The 17754-nt window shown below is 40.8% G+C and carries 16 protein-coding genes and 1 pseudogene; 8 read left to right on the top strand and 9 right to left on the bottom strand.

All coding sequences use genetic code 11. The annotated features are described in order from the left end of the window. Positions 1-223 precede the first annotated feature (223 nt). The gene (locus ACEO2X_RS10700) at positions 224-2863 is read left to right on the top strand and encodes a M66 family metalloprotease (protein ID WP_371972017.1); all 2640 of its coding nucleotides are present in this window, start codon (positions 224-226) and stop codon (positions 2861-2863) included. Between the two features lie 196 nt (positions 2864-3059). Here the strand turns inward: ACEO2X_RS10700 and rpsT are convergent, their stop codons facing one another. Beyond that, positions 3060-3329 carry a 30S ribosomal protein S20 gene (rpsT, locus tag ACEO2X_RS10695; protein WP_004976669.1) on the bottom strand — a complete coding sequence of 90 codons (270 nt, stop codon included), beginning with the start codon at positions 3327-3329 and terminating at the stop codon, positions 3060-3062. Between the two features lie 215 nt (positions 3330-3544). Here rpsT and ACEO2X_RS10690 point away from each other — a divergent pair, with 215 nt between their 5' ends. The 7 genes from ACEO2X_RS10690 (at position 3545) to ACEO2X_RS10660 (ending at position 11957) form a co-directional block, all read left to right on the top strand. Then, positions 3545-4210: an NAD(P)H-binding protein gene (locus tag ACEO2X_RS10690; protein ID WP_131261459.1), complete on the top strand. Its 666-nt coding sequence runs from the start codon at positions 3545-3547 to the stop codon at positions 4208-4210. 12 nt (positions 4211-4222) lie between these two features. After that, positions 4223-4735, top strand: coding sequence for a ribonuclease E activity regulator RraA (gene rraA, locus ACEO2X_RS10685; protein ID WP_180006071.1), 513 nt, complete (start codon positions 4223-4225; stop codon positions 4733-4735). A 53-nt stretch (positions 4736-4788) separates the two neighbouring features. Continuing rightward, positions 4789-5568, top strand: a complete 780-nt coding sequence (locus tag ACEO2X_RS10680; RefSeq protein WP_096901432.1) for a glutathione S-transferase N-terminal domain-containing protein — start codon at positions 4789-4791, stop codon at positions 5566-5568. Positions 5569-5794: 226 nt separating this feature from the next. Continuing rightward, complete coding sequence (locus ACEO2X_RS10675; RefSeq protein WP_004976663.1) at positions 5795-6154, top strand: hypothetical protein; 360 nt, start codon at positions 5795-5797, stop codon at positions 6152-6154. Between the two features lie 150 nt (positions 6155-6304). Then, positions 6305-9766, top strand: a complete 3462-nt coding sequence (gene mfd / locus ACEO2X_RS10670; protein ID WP_225543774.1) for a transcription-repair coupling factor — start codon at positions 6305-6307, stop codon at positions 9764-9766. 208 nt (positions 9767-9974) lie between these two features. Beyond that, a complete protein-coding gene (locus tag ACEO2X_RS10665; RefSeq protein WP_004976660.1) occupies positions 9975-10409 on the top strand; it encodes an HIT domain-containing protein in 435 nt (144 codons plus the stop codon). 66 nt (positions 10410-10475) lie between these two features. Beyond that, the gene (locus tag ACEO2X_RS10660; protein WP_004976658.1) at positions 10476-11957 is read left to right on the top strand and encodes an adenylate/guanylate cyclase domain-containing protein; all 1482 of its coding nucleotides are present in this window, start codon (positions 10476-10478) and stop codon (positions 11955-11957) included. Positions 11958-12078: 121 nt separating this feature from the next. Here the strand turns inward: ACEO2X_RS10660 and fdx are convergent, their stop codons facing one another. The 8 genes and pseudogenes from fdx to ACEO2X_RS10620 form a co-directional block, all read right to left on the bottom strand. Next, entirely contained in the window at positions 12079-12417 is a 339-nt protein-coding gene (gene fdx, locus ACEO2X_RS10655; protein WP_371972016.1) for an ISC system 2Fe-2S type ferredoxin, read from the bottom strand. A 15-nt stretch (positions 12418-12432) separates the two neighbouring features. Beyond that, the gene (gene hscA / locus ACEO2X_RS10650; protein ID WP_104851921.1) at positions 12433-14292 is read right to left on the bottom strand and encodes a Fe-S protein assembly chaperone HscA; all 1860 of its coding nucleotides are present in this window, start codon (positions 14290-14292) and stop codon (positions 12433-12435) included. 45 nt (positions 14293-14337) lie between these two features. Next, on the bottom strand, positions 14338-14853 hold the full coding sequence (gene hscB / locus ACEO2X_RS10645; RefSeq protein ID WP_004976652.1) for a Fe-S protein assembly co-chaperone HscB: 516 nt from the start codon (positions 14851-14853) through the stop codon (positions 14338-14340). Positions 14854-14952: 99 nt separating this feature from the next. Next, positions 14953-15273 carry an iron-sulfur cluster assembly protein IscA gene (gene iscA / locus ACEO2X_RS10640; protein ID WP_004976650.1) on the bottom strand — a complete coding sequence of 107 codons (321 nt, stop codon included), beginning with the start codon at positions 15271-15273 and terminating at the stop codon, positions 14953-14955. A 36-nt stretch (positions 15274-15309) separates the two neighbouring features. Next, positions 15310-15696: a Fe-S cluster assembly scaffold IscU gene (iscU, locus tag ACEO2X_RS10635; protein WP_004976649.1), complete on the bottom strand. Its 387-nt coding sequence runs from the start codon at positions 15694-15696 to the stop codon at positions 15310-15312. 104 nt (positions 15697-15800) lie between these two features. After that, on the bottom strand, positions 15801-17018 hold the full coding sequence (locus ACEO2X_RS10630) for an IscS subfamily cysteine desulfurase (RefSeq protein ID WP_371972015.1): 1218 nt from the start codon (positions 17016-17018) through the stop codon (positions 15801-15803). A 1-nt stretch (position 17019) separates the two neighbouring features. After that, positions 17020-17493, bottom strand: coding sequence for an Rrf2 family transcriptional regulator (locus tag ACEO2X_RS10625; RefSeq protein WP_004976645.1), 474 nt, complete (start codon positions 17491-17493; stop codon positions 17020-17022). Positions 17494-17643: 150 nt separating this feature from the next. Beyond that, positions 17644-17754, bottom strand: a pseudogene (locus ACEO2X_RS10620) (IS701 family transposase); the annotation flags it as partial.

The raw sequence follows: 17754 nt of genomic DNA, 5'->3' as shown, positions 1-17754 counted from the left end.
CTCAATTCAGCAAGTGTTTTTTCTGCTTTGATCGCAGCAAGTGCTACCTTAGCCTTAAAGTCGTTTGAATGATTTCTTCTTGGTCTACGTGCCATAAAATACTCCATATATTGATGTTTATAACATCTTTTGAGGAGCAGAGTATCACTTATAGGAGTTGTTCAAATTTCCGGATCCATCTCTGTTTTCGCTTAGTCTATTAAGTGTATGTATATTATCATCCATGCTTGCCGCATGTGGTGGTGGCGAGGGAGATACCGCTGGGAATTCAAATCAAGAAAATCCAATACCACCGGAAAATCCTCAGCAACCACCTGTGGGCAATGTGGCTAATCCTTATCCTGAACCTAAACAAGATGTCATCAATCAATCGGTACTCGGGTTTTATGATTACAACGCTAATTCTGAATCACGTGAAGTGCGTAATGATTTAGATGGTGATTTTCAGGCAATGATTCAATTTGCTCAAGGGCATGTGGTTGACCCGAATGGTAACGAGGTGAAAAAAATGCCACGTCTAACCGCAGAAAAAGAAGCATTATTATTGGTTACGCCAAATCAAGGCATGGGCAATATCGACACTTTACAGCTTGAAGTGTATCAAAATGAGCGCTTGTTACGTCGTGTTGCTTTACTTGATCCAACCCAGATTACTGCTTCAGACCAGAGCAATCAAGATGGTCGTGCCGAGGTACTGTATAGTAAGCGTGCGTGGTCGGCTAAATTAAATTGGGATGAAGTACGTCCCGGTTTAAAGCTGCGTTTGGTTGATTCTAAAAACCGTACTGGTGCACTTGACGCAGAAAAAATTGATTTTGCAGCACCGGGTGAATTGGTACTCAACAATATTCGTATTGGTCTACTAACTGCACCACCGAAATCGGGCGGGCATTATATGTTATTAGAGCCTGAAAAAGCGGGTACCGATTATTTCCAAACCATTCCTGCGGCACAAATGACCGTGGCAAAATATGATGACATTCAGCTAGATCGAGTGATGGTCGCCAACGGCACGATTTACGATACCCAAAGTGCGGGTGAAGGTGGTGTCTATTCGGGGGACATGCGGGAAAATACTGCAAAATCGACCTTTAGTGTGGGAATTAACTTAGCCAACTGGGGTGTGACCAGTGGCTCTATGCAAAGTCAGCAACAGCCACAACTTACACAAACTGTAATTGCCCATCATGCACGAGGTAAATATACAAATGGTGATCAAACGCATGGTTTAAGTGGCGGTAATGGTATGTTGACCCTGTATGATTCTGTGGGCAACGAGTTCAGCCATGAAATTGGACATCATTATGGTCTAGGGCATTATCCGGGTTCACAAGGTGAAAATATGTTCTGGGCTGCACACCATGCAGACAGCGGTTGGGGCTATATTGCGTATCGTAATAAAATGCGCGGTAACTTAGCGTGGCATACTCGAAACTTGGGTGATGGCAAAAATGGTGTGCCTAACTTCCTGAAACAATATGCTTATGGTTGGGATGCGATGTCAGGTGGTGCAACCAACAGTAGCATTTCGCGTTATACCCATTACACGGGTTACAGTACCCATATTCGGATTCAACCCCACTTTGGGGCGCGACATGTTTGGGATGAAAGCTCACCAAGTGGTTATAAAATTTGGAATAAAGACACACGCCAAATGGAAGTGGTTTATCCAAAAGTACCAAGCTCCAATCAGGTTTGGTACAACAGTGCCGATGGATATTATTTAAAACCGCGCTTATTTGGTGTGCCTGTAATTACTATTATTGGCGGATATGATCCTGAAACTCAGCAAGGTGTGTTGTATCCTGCTGCACGCAGTAACTGGGGTAATGTTTATAATTTACCTGCGGCAAATCGTGCTGCTGAAAATGCCGCATGTTGGTTAGATGTTCAATATGCCAATCGTAATCAGAACGTGGCATTGGCACCTAACCGTATGACCAGCAATGCCAATAAACTGCATGTCAATTTAGCACTTGCTGAGCAGCCAAAACAGGTGAATTTATACTGTAAAAAAGCCAATCATGCCGAGAAGTTATTATCGACACTGAATATTCCGCAATATAGCGATAGTATTCAACCTGCGGTAAAAATTGGTCGTACACATGGCTATGAAGCTTTAAGAAAAGTTGAAATGCCTGATTTTCAGAAGCAGTTGGAAGCGCAAGCCAGTCAAGCTGTGGTGGCTTTAAAACCTGCTGCACAACTATTGTATGATTCTTATGCAGATTATCGTCAAGAGCTAAGTGCAACTGCACAGCAACAATTACAGCGTTATGAACAACAGCAAAATACGATTTATCGTTTAAACCGCTGGATGAATGTTTATCGTGCCGATTTAGAAAAGACTAAGCCTGAAGCGGAAACAGCATTGCACAATTTTGTGGAGCGATTGGGTTTAGGCAATGAAAATATTGTGGCTGAAGCAACACTAATGAAAAACAGAAATAACTGTTTGAAAGTTGAAACTTTGGCGAGTGGTCAGAAAAATGCTTACATTAGTGGAGCAAGTGGCTGTACAGGCGATGCAACTGAGCAGTGGATTTATGATGGTTTGGGGCGTATTCACAGCAAAGCAGAAATGGATCAGTGCTTAACTAACAACGGCAATGTGGTCTCACTTGCAAGCTGCAGTACATCTAAAGACAGTCAGGTCTGGGAAATGCACACAGCTTCGGGAACGATTCGTCAGGGGAGTCAGTGTTTTGATTTAGAGCATGGCTACCTAAAAGAAAACCGCGCGCGTTTAATTCGTTATGGTTGCACAGGTGGTGCGAATCAGCAATGGACGCAATTAAAGGCTAATAACAGTTTGCAACTGGCTTATTTAAGTCCACAAAATTTACGACTGATGCTGAAATAATTCTTCGTCTGAATTATTCATCTTCATTAATTTAAAACACCTTTTGACCAGTTCAGGAGGTGTTTTTTATTTTATGGTGGCAGGTGTATTTGAAGTGATGTAATTGGCGTGCAGAAACTAAAGATTGCTTAATTTGATAAATTATCGAAACAGCAGGCACAAAAAAAGCCCTTAACGGGCTTCTTTTGTTTAACACTTAGTTAGAAGCTAAAGCTTTAACTTGAGCGTTTAAACGGCTCTTATGACGAGCTGCTTTGTTCTTATGGATGATGCCTTTATCAGCCATACGGTCAATTACTGGAACAGCTTTTTTGTAAGCTTCAGTAGCAACCGCATAATCACCTGCAGCAATAGCAGCGATTGTGCGTTTTAAATAAGTACGAACCATAGAACGTAAGCTTGCGTTGTGTTTACGTGCTTTAACGTTTTGACGAGCACGTTTTCTAGCTTGAGCAGAGTTTGCCACTCGTGCACTCCTTGAAATAGATTGGTCTGGGCGGGCTGCAATTACTTCCGAAAACCAACATCAGAAGAATTATCACCAGCCCGTAAACAAGTGCCATATTTTGATGAAACTAGACAGTTAAGTCAAGTCTTGACATGCTTTGACAACATTTTAGCTGCAGAAAAATCAGAAAGAAACAGGTAGATTAGCTTTAAGCCTCAGAGATTGTTTAAAAAATGACAAATTCTATTCAAAATGCAATTGTAATTGGTGCGAATGGTTTAGTTGGGCAGCAATTGGTCAAACAGCTTAATCAGCTGCCTGAATGTAAAAATATCACCGTTGTTTTGCGTAGACCTTGCTCGGAATTAAATCGCTTAGAAAAAGTCCAGACGTTACTCCTCGAAGACTTTTTATTGCTCAATGATGAAGATGTGAGCGGTTATAGTCATGCATTCAGTTGTTTAGGCACAACCTTAAAAAAGGCAGGCTCAAAGCAGGGATTTTATGCTGTGGACTATACCATCAATGCACATTTTGCCGAATTATTGCAGGCGAAGGGTACGCATTACATATTGGTCAGTGCTTTGGGAGCAGAAGCCAAATCAGCCGTATTTTATAATCGTGTCAAAGGTGAGCTAGAACAATATATTGAAAGTTTGGATTTAGACAAAGTATCAATTTTGCGTCCATCTTTATTATTGGGTGAGCGCAACGAACAACGGCGTTTAGAAGATTTAGGACAAAAGCTGTATCTTAAAATATCACGATTTATTCCCGATCATTTTACATATAAGCCAGTAAGTGCTACGCAAGTGGCTCATACTATGGTCGAGGCAGCGCAATCACAAATTCATAAATTTCAAATTTATGATAATTTACAAATACAAAAAACCAAGTAAAAGGGGAACAACGTGTCTACAGTACCATTCGTAACTTGTGACTTATTAGATGACCATCCAGAACATGACCTTCAAGTGGTGACTCCATCTTTGGATGGTAAATTTTTCAAAAGTTACGGTGCACGTAAAACTTTTGGCGGTCAAATTGTGACTGTAAAGTGCTTTGAAGATAACTCGCGTGTAAAAGAGTTGTTGGCAACCGATGGCACGGGCAAAGTTTTGGTGGTAGATGGTGGGGCATCTATGCGCTGTGCCTTAATGGGGGACTTGATTGCTGAATCTGCAGTGAAAAATCACTGGAATGGCGTGATTATTTACGGCTGTGTACGTGATGTCGATGCAATTGCAGCACTTGATTTAGGCGTACATGCTTTGGCTTCAATTCCACAAAAAAGTAACCGCAAAGGCGTGGGTGAAGTAGATGTGAGTTTGCATTTTGGACAAGTCACTTTTAATTCGGGCGATTATGTCTATGCCGATAACAACGGTATTATTGTGGCAAAGGAAAAATTGGTCGATTTATAAGCGGTTTGATGGCACAGCCATCAAATTGCTGAGCACATCACAAGGAAAACAAAATGGTGCATCATCAAATTAAAGTCATTCAGGCAATGGCATCTATGCTTACCGAAGGTGGGCGCGGTGTGAATGGGACAGCATTTCCCAAGCAACCCGAAAAAGCCTTAAAGTTATATGAGTTTGAAGGTTCACCATTTTGCCGTCGTGTACGCGAAGTCATGACCTTGTTAAATTTGGATTATGAGGTTTATCCATGCCCCAAAGGTGGCACAAAATATCGACCTTTGGTGAAACAACTGGGTGGTAAAACTCAGTTTCCATTTTTAATTGATGAAAATACAGGTGATCAGCTCTATGAATCACAGCAGATCATTCATCATTTATTCAAACATTATGGCAAAAGTGGAAAAACGCCAAAAAAATACGCGCATTTTCCTAAAATTCCTTATGTTGCACTTGCAGGCACGTTATTGAATGGTGCACGTGGTGTGTGGATTAACCAGAAAATTGTAGAGCGCGCTGCACCTGAACAACTGATTGAACTGTGGGGTTTTGAGGGAAGTCCTTATACACGTGTAGTACGTGGTGTATTGACTGAACTGGAGTTGCCATTCAAATTTCATAATGTAGCCAAAGAGCGTTGGCAAGATCAAGGCTTGGCAAAATTACGTTTAAAACCGGGTAAATATGTGCCACTGGCAGGTGGTAAGCGTGAGCAGGTATTAAAAGTTATGGGTGATAATATTCAAGTCCCATTTTTAATCGATCCAAATACCCAGACTCAGCTTTTTGAATCGGCCAAGATTGTGAAGTATTTACAGCAAACTTATGGCAAATAAGCTTTAAGTCATTTTTTGATTGTTATAAAAGCATCTTCAAGATGCTTTTTTGCATTTGGCAGGATGCAAAATATGCATCATTATAAATAGCCTAAGCAAAGTGGGGTTGAAACACTGACTTATAACATCAGGCGAGCATAAATCACCCTGATCAGTTGCATCTATTTTAGTGAAGCATTTAAACTCTGCAGCATTCACTTTGATTTCGCCAATTTATAGGTTCAAAATGTTCAGCAAACTTACAGGGTTGTTTAAAAATAAAGCCAATCTCGAAGAAATTGCCTATTTAGAAGCACAGAATATTCAATGGGATGCGGAACAAGGCTATATTGTCGATGGTATTTTGCTTAACGATGTTTTGGCAGAGCGTTTAAATTATTTATCCAACCGCCGTATGCAGCAGTTTGATGATTTGGCACAGCTGTATTCTACAGCTATGATTATCAATGAAAAAATTGATCTGGAAATTGCGCAACAGCGTTTTAACACAATGCTTGGTAATACCGAAGAAAACTTACTGGAATTTAAAGCGATTGTTAAAAAATTGAATGATTATTATCGACAGTTTTTACGTGATCAAAAGTAAAGAGGCGTGTGTATCAAACTTTAAAGCTCGCTGTTTTATAAAATTTTGCAATTAAATACGCTGTAATGGTGGATGAAAAAAATTACGTAAAACCGTCAATTCATCGTGCTAGTATAAGCCCCATGTTGTTTAGACCCTAAAGCTATATACATGTTCCAACACGAAATTTCCCAACTCAATTTAGCACAACTGAAAGCTGGCGAAAAACGCTGGATTGGTAATCTACAAGGTTCCGCCGCAGCATTATTATTTAAAGAAATTGGTCAGCAGAATCAGCATTTATTTGTGATTGTCGCGCGCAATCAACAACATTTGGCGCAGTTAGAAAGCGAATTAGAATTTTACGGGGTAAAACCGACTATTTTCCCCGATTGGGAAATTTTGCCTTATGACCGCTTGTCACCGCATCAAGATATTGTGTCGGAGCGTTTGGCGATTTTATCCAATATGCCGCAGCAAGGTGTATTGTTGGTTTCGGCAACCACTTTGGCACAACGTGTTGCACCAACCTCATGGGTGTTAGGCGAGCATTTCGATATTCGTGTTGGGCAAAAGTTTGCTTTGGAACAACAAAAACAGCGTTTGGTACAAGCAGGCTATCATCTGGTCGATACAGTCTATGATCATGGTGAGTTTGCTGTGCGTGGCAGTATTATGGATATTTATGCTTCGGGACAGGAAGCACCCATCCGTATTGATTTATTTGATGATGAAGTTGAAACCTTAAAGTTTTTTGATCCAGAAACGCAGCGTACCACCCAAAGTTTGCAGAATTTTACGGTTTTACCCGCCAAAGAATTTCCATTAAAAGAAGGTCGTGCGATTTTCCGTGACCGCTATGCAGAAAGTTTCCCAACGGCAAACCCGAAAAAGAACCCTGTGTATCAGGATGTGTTAGAAGGCATTGCATCGCCTGGTTTAGAGTTTTATTTTCCGTTATTCTTCACTCAAGCACAGCTTGAAGGTCAAAATACATTACTTTCATACTTACCAAAGCATTGCATTGTCATTACAGATAAGGCGGTGGATGACTGTTTAACTCAATTTTGGAAAGATGTGCTGTATCGTTATGAGGACAGACGTCATAACATCGACCAGCCGATTTTGCCGCCTGAGCAATTATTCCTACAACCAAATCAATTATTAGAACAACTGAATCAATTTGGACGTGTGATTGCATCGCCCGAAGCTTTTGAGCAAAAAGCAGGTGTAGTGAACTTAAGCACACTTGTACCACCACGTTTGGCGGTTGATCCTAAACAAGAACAACCCTTTCATGCCGTTAAGCAATATATTGATGCGGCCAATCATCCTGTTTTATTGGTGGCAGAAAGTGCAGGTCGTCGTGAAACCTTAAAAGATGCGTTGCGTGCCGCTTTGGGTGAAATTCCACAAGTGGAGAGTTTTGAGGCATTTCAGCAGTCTTTACAAGCCATTGCGATTACCAATGCACCTTTAGATCGCGGCTTGGTCATTCAAGATCAATTGAGTGTAATCTCAGAAAATCAGTTGTATGAACATCGTGTGGTGCAGCGCCGTCGTAAACGTCAGCAGGAAGTTTCTGAAGAGTTTTTAATTCGCAGTTTGACCGAGTTAAGCATTGGTGCACCTGTGGTACATATTGATTATGGCGTAGGGCGTTATGCAGGTTTAATTACTTTAAATATTGATGAGCAAGAGCATGAGTTTTTACAACTTGATTATGCCGATGCTGCAAAAGTGTATGTACCTGTTACCAATTTGCATTTAATCAGCCGTTATAGCGGTGGTGATCCAGACCTTGCGCCTTTGCATAAATTAGGCACAGATGCGTGGAATAAAGCCAAACGCAAAGCTTTGGAACAAATTCATGATGTCGCAGCAGAATTACTGCATATTCAAGCACGACGTCAATCTAAACCAGGTTTCGCTTTCGAATTGGATCATAGTCTTTATATGCAATTTGCCAGTGGCTTTGCTTATGAAGAAACCCTAGACCAAGCCAATGCAATTGAAGCGACTTTACATGACATGCAACTGGCAAAACCAATGGATCGTTTGGTCTGTGGTGATGTTGGTTTTGGTAAAACCGAAGTCGCCATGCGGGCTGCATTTGTCGCGGTACAGAATAATAAACAAGTCGCGGTATTGGTTCCGACCACATTGTTGGCACAACAGCATTATGAATCTTTTAAAGACCGTTTTGCCGACTGGCCTGTGCGTATTGAAGTCTTATCGCGTTTTGGTTCAAGCAAATCTCATCAAAAAACCATTGAAGATTTAGCTGAAGGCAAAGTCGATATTGTGATTGGGACGCACAAAATTCTGCAAGAAAATATTCAGTTCAAGCAGTTGGGTTTAATGATTGTCGATGAAGAACATCGTTTTGGGGTGCGTGACAAAGAACGTATTAAAGCGCTGCGCGCCGATGTGGATATGCTGACTTTAACCGCAACGCCAATTCCACGTACCTTAAATATGGCATTTAGCGGTATGCGCGATTTATCCATTATTGCCACACCACCTGCACGCCGTTTAGCGGTCAAAACCTTTGTGCAAGAGCATACAGGCGATACGGTGAAAGAAGCCATTTTACGTGAATTGTTACGTGGTGGTCAGGTGTATTTCCTGCATAATGAAGTGGAAACCATTGAGCGTAGTGCTGAAACCATTCGTGAATTGGTGCCAGAAGCGCGGGTTGCAGTTGCGCATGGGCAAATGCGCGAGCGTGAATTAGAGCAAGTCATGCAGCAGTTTTATCATAAAGAATATAACGTGTTGGTTTGCTCAACCATTATTGAAACAGGGATTGATGTTCCAAATGCCAATACCATTTTAATTGAACGTGCAGATAAACTCGGATTGGCGCAGTTGCACCAACTACGTGGTCGTGTTGGACGTTCGCATCACCAAGCTTATGCGTATTTGCTGGTACCTTCCATTAAGGGCTTAAAAGGCGATGCTGAAAAACGCTTGGATGCGATTCAGCGTGCCTCAACTTTGGGTGCAGGTTTTATGCTGGCAACCGAAGACTTGGAAATTCGTGGTGCGGGCGAATTACTGGGTGAGCAACAAAGCGGTTCAATGCAAGCTATTGGTTATAGCCTGTATATGGAAATGCTGGAAAAAGCCACCAAAGCCATTCAAAAGGGTAAAACTCCTAACTTCGATGCGCCATTGTCTTTAACTGCGGAAATCAACCTGCACATGCCTGCTTTAATTCCACATGATTATTTGGGCGATGTGCATCAGCGCTTATTGTTCTACAAACGCATTAGTAATACCGATACTCAAGAAAAGCTTGATCATATCCGTATGGAGTTGATTGACCGTTTTGGTATTCCACCACAAGCGGTGAAACAATTATTTGCTGTACATCAACTGCGTTTAAAAGCAGAGCAGTTGGGCATCACTAAAATTGATATTGGTACAAATGGCGGTCATATCGAATTTTCACCAGATACACCTGTGCAAGCCATGAGCATCATTCAAATGATGCAAAAACATCCGACCTATTTCCGTATGGATGGTGGACAGCGTTTAAAAGTGATGGTGATGTTGGAGGAAGCTGAAAAGCGGATTCAATTTATTGCCGATCTATTAAACAGCCTGCTAAAAACTTTGCACAGCTGAGTTTAAAAATGCAAATTGATCCAAATATCATATCGGTAAATTTATGAATATTTTCTAAGAAACCACTGATTCTATAATGAATATTATTCATGATGAATTTGGTTAAAATTGCACTTTATTTACATCGAAACATGATGGGAATCATACTCAGTTCACTAGGGATGTGATAGTATTACCCATCATTACAATTTGCGTCATTTATAAAGATATGTTTAGTTTGCATCCACAACTTGCTCAAGATACTTTTTTTGTAGGCGACTTTCCTCTGTCAACATGTCGTTTAATGAATGATATGCAATTCCCTTGGTTAATTCTAATTCCACGTGTGCCAGGGGTTACAGAACTATACGAATTAAGCCAGGCAGACCAAGAACAATTTTTACGTGAATCTAGCTGGTTATCTAGCCAATTATCACGTGTATTCCGTGCCGATAAAATGAATGTGGCGGCTTTAGGTAATATGGTTCCACAATTGCATTTTCATCACGTCGTGCGTTATCAAAATGATGTGGCTTGGCCTAAACCAGTTTGGGGTACGCCAGCTGTACCATACAGCAATGAAGTTTTGGCTCACATGCGTCAAACCTTGATGCTTGCTCTGCGTGGTCAAGGCGATATGCCATTTGACTGGCGAATGGATTAATTGAAATGAATTGCCACGCAGGATGCGTGGCTTTTTAATCCTAGATTGGAGTAGGCCGCGGTGTTCATGTACAATTGGATGGAAAGAGATCCCAAACAATTCGAATTTCTGCATCGTTTAGTCGGGTATGCAAGTTTATCCCTGATTATGGTGGTCTATCACTACACCTACGCCGATACCAATTATCAAATTTACCTTCCGTTTTTTCTTACTTTTTTATTACTGATAATTCCTAAATTTTCGCGTTGGCTGCAATATAAATATAGTCATCAAGCCAAGCGTAATATCCTGTTTATTATTGATATTGTGGTAGTCGCAGTATGTTTGTCTGCGGTACATCTGAATTTGGTACTTACTTTTGCCGCTTTATTTGCGCTGCTATATACCGCCATTTATATTAAAGTTTCTTTCTTTTTGGTGGCATTGGCATCCTTATTGGCGGTCACAGTTTTTTATTTTTGTAATATTTTTATTTTTGGTTTTAACGAATATTTTGAACAAAGCAGTACCGAACTTACGATTTTAGCCTTTTTATGTATGATCTTTTACTTTGGCATGGGCAGTGCCTATCAGGCACGTCGTATCCGCTATACCACGGCAAAGAAAGACCATTACTACACACAAATGAACCGCTATATGGAATTTGCGAATCAGCTTAGTCGCTATGCCCCTTTGCAGTTGTGGCAATCGATTATGAAAGGTGAGTCGGAAGCGAAAATTGAATATAAACGTAAAAAAATGACGATTTTCTTTTCTGATATTCAAGGCTTTACTGAACTTTCTGAAACACTAATTCCAGATGATTTAGCATTCCTGCTCAATGATTATTTAAGCCACATGACCGAAATTGCCAAGCAATATGAAGCGACGGTGGATAAGTTTATGGGTGATGCGATTTTAATTTTCTTTGGTGATCCAAATACGCAAGGTGTTGAACAAGATGCTAAAACTTGTGTAGAGATGGCTATTGCGATGCGTCAGCAAATGAAATTGTTACGCGAACGTTGGGTCAAAATGGGCTATCCGCCTTTACATATTCGTATGGGTATCAGTACAGGATATTGCCACGTTGGGAACTACGGTGCAGCACATCGGATGGCATATACCATTGTTGGGCGTGATGCTAACTTAGCTGCGCGTTTGCAAAGTGCGGCCGAAGTTGATGAAATTTTACTTTCAGATGACACTTATAAACTGATTAAAAATGATTATTTGTGTGCTCCTAAAGCACCGATCTTTTTAAAGGGGATTCAAGGTCCTGTAAAAACTTGGCAAGTGATGGAAAAATATGCGGCCAGCAAGTCGGATTATCAGCGTTGGTTTGACTACGAATATAAAGGTTTTCATTTGTTGCTTAATTTGGATGAAGTGCAGAATTTTGAATATCCTGAGCTAATTACCGTATTAGAAAAAATGATTAAAAGAATTCAAACGCAGCAAAAGCTGACCAACTCACAGGGCATTGTAAAACTTAATCTTGAAGATGAAGTGATTGAACATCCACCTGTTGAAGAAATTGCCAAAACTCATATTCCTGAAAAACACTAAAATTTTTCTTATAATGTAGATCTCGTTTAACTTTTAAATCCTCAAAAATTTTAAATCTAAAGTTGTGCAATAAAAAAACTGCGCCGTAGCGCAGTTTTTTAGAATTAGCATCATTTTATGATTAATGATTTTCTGAAGCATGGTTAATGGTGTATTTTGGAATTTCGACTTCCAAGTCTTCATTGACCACTTTAACCTGACAAGATAAGCGTGAATCAGGCTCTAAACCCCAAGCACGGTCTAATAAGTCAGCTTCAACATCATTCATTTCTTCTAGGCTGTCAAAGCCTTTACGAACAACAACGTGGCAAGTGGTACATGCACAAGACATATCGCAAGCATGTTCAATTTTAATGCCATTTTCAAGTAAGCTTTCGCATAAGTTGGCATTTTGTTCGACTTCAAACTCAGCACCTTCTGGGCAGAATTGCGCATGTGGAAGTACTTTAATACGTGGCATAATCTTTACCTTAAATTAGTTTGAGTTTGACCAGTCGTCGAGTTTAGTGCCTTTAAGTGCTGCATCAATATGTTGATTCATACGAATTGCAGCAAAAGCATCACTGTGTATTTTAAGCTGTTCAACAGCATGTTCAATGGCTTTAATGTCTTGTCCAGTCAATTCGGCTTCCAACTGCGCTTTGGCAGTATTTAAAGCTTCTAATTGTTCTGGGCTTAATAGTTGTGCATCTACTTTTAAGGCTTGTTGTAAAGCTTCAAGTTCACGTTGTGCTTCAACTTTGGTTTCATGCAAATGACGCAATTGCTTGTCTTCTTCTGCATATTTGAAACCATCTAGCAGCAAACGCTCGGTATCTGCTTCAGATAAACCATAAGATGGCTTGATGTCGATATTTGCAGTCACACCAGAAGTGGTTTCTTTAGCAGAAACACTGAGCAAGCCATCAGCATCGACTTGGAACGTAACTTCAATGCGTGCCTGACCCGCAGTCATTGGTGGAATACCGTGTAGCACAAAACGACCTAAGCTACGACAATGTTCTACCAAATCACGCTCACCTTGTACCACATGAATCAACATGGCAGTTTGGCCATCTTGATAAGTGGTAAATTCTTGGCGACGTGCTACAGGAATTGCAGTATTGCGTGAAATTAAGCGTTCCACCAAACCGCCCATGGTTTCTAAACCCAAAGACAGTGGGGTAACGTCTAATAGCAACGAACCATCTTTGCTGTTACCAATTAGTTGATTGGCGGTAATTGATGCACCAATTGCAACCACTTCATCTGGGTTAATTGTGCATAATGGTTCTTGATTAAATACTTCACGAACAGCTTTTTGCACGGCATAAGAACGTGTTGAACCACCAACTAAAACTACATTTTGAATGTCATCTAGGTCAAGTTTGGCATCGCGTAATACACGTTTGCATACACTAATGGTTTTATCTAAAGCAACCTGAATAATACTTTCAAAGTTTGCGCGGTCTAATTGCAGCGTGTGCTCTAACAGTTTTAATTCAACACTTTCTGCATTGCTGAGCGCTTCTTTGGCTTTACGTGCAGACACAATAAAGTGTGCATATTCTGCATCATCTAAACTTTCAATATTCAGCTGTTTTTTTGCCCATTTTACAATCAGACGATCTAAGTCATCACCACCTAAAGCAGTGTGGCCGCCTGTGGCTAAAACTTCAAAAACACCTTGAGAGAAACGTAAAATAGAAACGTCAAACGTACCACCGCCCAAGTCGTAAATCACATAGTTACGGTCTTGAGCCAAGTTGGTGTCTTGATCTAAACCGTAGGCAACCGCTGCTGCAGTCGGTTCATTCAATAAACGCAATACTTTTAAACCTGCAAGCTCGGCAGCGTCACGTGTGGCTTGGCGTTGAGCTTCATCAAAATAAGCAGGAACAGTAATCACTGCACCATTTACAGGGTTTTGTAAGCTGGCTTCTGCGCGGTCTTTGAGTTGTTTAAGTAATTCTGCCGAAATTTCAACAGGTGTTTTACGGCCTTGAGCTGTTTCAAAAGCAGGCATTTGATTGTCTTCACCCACTAACGTGTATGGATGTTGAAATTTAATGTCCGCTTTAGAACGACCCATAAAACGCTTGACTGAAACAATCGTGTTTTTAGGGTCTGTAGTAATAAATGGCGCAGCAGCATTGCCATAATGTGTATTTTGCTCTGCATAATGGACGATAGAAGGCAGTAGCACGCGACCTTGCTCATCATGCAAGACTTTGGCTTTACCAGAAAGAACTGTGGCAACCAATGAATGAGTGGTGCCTAAGTCAATGCCAATCGCAATGCGATGTTCATGCGGTGCACTTGATTGACCTGGTTCTGCAATTTGCAAGAGCGCCATTATGTAAAATCCTTTGCCCGTTAAATATTAAAATACAAACTAAAATTAAAAATCATCGTCTAAATCAAAACTGTCATCATCAAGGAAACGATCTTCAGCTTTGTCTAGGTCAGCCATAACTTTCATGAAAAAGCGTAATTTACGCACAGTGTCACGCGCTTCTGCCCAATCTTCTTCGGCATAGTCAATTTTAAATTCACGGACTAAGCCATCAACCCATTGTTGTACTTCAACCTTTAATGACTGTAAGTCATCGGCACAGTTGGCATCATCCAATTGCTCACGAATTTCCAAGGCATCTTGTAAAAATTCAAAGTCATGGATGGATTGATCGAGATGATAATCTTGCTTTTTCAATGAGAGTAAATATGCAGCACGACTGTCTACCGCAGAGAGTTGTTTAAACGCCTGATTAATTTTACTAGATTTAATCAAGGCTTGATCTTTGTCTTCGGCTTTGTCGGGGTGATATTGCTGCTGTAGCTTTAAAAATTCAGCTTTTAAAGTAGCGAAATCAATATCGAGTGCAACAGGAAGATTAAACAACTCAAAATGATTCATGGGAGATGGAATCCGCGATTAGTGTGCAAAATTGGCTGCATAAATGCAATTAAAACAGTGTATTGTACACTGTTTTAAGCTAAAAAGAGGGAGGTGGCGTTATACCGTGAACGATTCACCGCAGCCACATTCACCTTTTTTATTGGGGTTGTTAAACTCGAAACCTTCGTTTAAACCATTTTTGACATAGTCCATTTCCATGCCATCTAGGTAAACTAGGCTTTTCGGATCAACGAAAACTTTAACACCAAACTGTTCAAACATTTGGTCGTGCGTATCGACTTCATCTACAAATTCGAGTACATAAGCCAAACCAGAACAGCCTGAAGTTTTCACACCAACGCGAATACCTTGACCCTTACCGCGATTCTTTAAGTAATTGCTGATATGAGTTGCAGCATTTTCAGTTAAATTGATCATGAAAACTCCGTTTGTTTTTCCACGAAACTTAGCAAATTAAGCTTTGGTCTTTTTGCTGCGATAGTCTTCTACAGCAGCTTTAATTGCATCTTCTGCCAATACAGAGCAGTGTACTTTCACTGGTGGAAGGGCAAGTTCGGTAGCAATATCAATGTTCTTGATCGCTTGTGCTTCATCTAAAGTTTTACCTTTAAGCCACTCAGTAACCAAAGAACTTGAAGCAATGGCAGAACCACAACCATAAGTTTTGAAACGTGCTTCTTCAATCACGCCTTCGTCATTCACTTGAATTTGCAGACGCATTACATCGCCACATGCAGGTGCGCCCACCATACCTGTACCAACGTTTTCAGCATTTTTGTCTAAAACGCCAACATTACGAGGGTTTTCGTAATGATCAATTACTTTATCGCTATAAGCCATGTCGCTTCTCCAAACCTCGGGGTCAGCCTTAATATAAATATGGGGGTGAAATTACCTTTATCAATCTAATGGCTTCCTGTCAAAGCCATTAGATTTGGGATGAATTAGTGTTCAGTCCATTCTACTTTAGAAAGGTCAATCCCTTCTTTATACATATCCCAAAGCGGTGAAAGTTCACGTAACTTTTCAACAGCAGCTTTAGTCACAGTTAGGACATGATCAATATCTTCTTCAGTGGTGTATTTACCAAAACTGAAACGAATTGAGCTGTGTGCAAGTTCGTCTGAAAGACCTAGTGCACGTAATACATAAGATGGCTCTAAAGTCGCTGAAGTACACGCAGAACCTGAAGATACCGCAGCATCTTTAAGAGACATCATTAAAGATTCACCTTCAACAAAGTTGAAGCTGACGTTTAAATAGTTGGCTACGTTTAGTGTTGGGTGACCATTCAGGAAAACTTGTTCCATGGTGTTCAAGCCATTCCAAAGTTTGTCGCGCAATACACGTAAACGGGCTTGTTCAGAAGCCAAGTTTTTGCCTGCAAGTTCAAATGCTTCGCCCATACCTACAATTTGGTGGGTTGCAAGTGTGCCTGAACGCATGCCACGCTCATGACCGCCACCATGCATTTGTGCTTTTAAGCGTACGCGTGGACTGCGGCGTACAAATAGCGCACCAATACCTTTAGGGCCATAGATTTTGTGTGCAGAGAAGCTCATTAAGTCTACTTTTAAGGTAGATAAATCAATTTCTACCTTACCTGCAGCTTGCGCAGCATCAACGTGGAAGAAGATTTTTTTGGCACGGGTGATTTCGCCAATTGCAGCGACATCGGTAATCGTACCAATTTCGTTATTGACCATCATCAACGACACTAAAATGGTGTCTGGACGAATTGCTGCTTCAACCATTTCAGGGGTAATTAAACCTGTTTGTGGTTGTGGCTCTAAGTAGGTGATTTCAAAACCTTCAGATTCAAGCTCACGGCAGGTATCTAAAATGGCTTTGTGTTCAATTTTAGAGGTAATAATGTGTTTGCCTTTAGACGCATAGAATTGCGCTACGCCTTTCAGTGCAAGGTTATCTGATTCTGTTGCACCAGAAGTCCACACGATTTCACGTGGGTCTGCTTTGATCAAGTTCGCAACTTGTTCACGTGCATATTCAACTTTTTCTTCTGCTTGCCAGCCATAAGCGTGCGAACGAGAAGCGGCATTACCGAAAGTCCCATCAAAAGTCAGGCACTCCATCATGCATTCTGCAACTTGAGGATCTACAGGAGTGGTTGCTGCGTAGTCAAGATAAATTGGACGTTTCATGTCAAATACCTGTAACCGATAAAAGAGCTGAATCAAACGGTGCTGTGTTCTGGCGAATGGCAACAGTTTGTACGTTGTCACGCGCAACTAAGTCAGCAAGTGAGATTTTAGCGAGATAGTCGGCAATATGATGGGAGAGTTCCTGCCATAAATCGTGAGTCAAACACATTGCACCATTTTGACAGTTGCCTTTATGGTCGCAACGGGTTGCATCAACAGTTTCGTTTACGGCTTCAATGATTTCTAGCACAGTGATTTCATTTGCACTACGTGCTAAATGGTAACCACCGTTAGCACCGCGAACACTAGACACTAAGCCGTGGCGCTTAAGTTTTGCGAATAACTGCTCAAGATAAGCAACAGAAATAGTTTGACGTGCTGCAATTTCAGCAAGCGTGATCGTTTGTTCAGTTGGCTGCAAAGCTAAATCAAGTAGAGCAGTCACTGCGTAGCGACCGCGAGTTGTTAAGCGCATGATTCGATACACATGATTAGACTAGATATGGGTATTGTATGAATCCCGACTAAATTAGTCAAGTATTTTATTATGATATCGTGCGCAAGGATTTACGCTGTTTTTATTGATATTTTAATGCGTTTAAACGATCCTAGGACTTACGCACTATTATTTAAAGATTCTCTGTGGTAGCAGATGATTTTTATCGAGAATAAAGTCATCAATGAAGCTTTTGATAATTGGTCTAAATAATTTCTTCTGCCAACGATATACATTTTC

It is taken from the genome of Acinetobacter sp. AL9 (assembly GCF_041464035.1).
GTDB classification, from domain to species: Bacteria; Pseudomonadota; Gammaproteobacteria; order Pseudomonadales; family Moraxellaceae; genus Acinetobacter; species Acinetobacter towneri.
The sequence above is the reverse complement of the archived record's forward strand: the minus strand, read 5'-3'. Positions and strand labels throughout refer to the sequence as shown.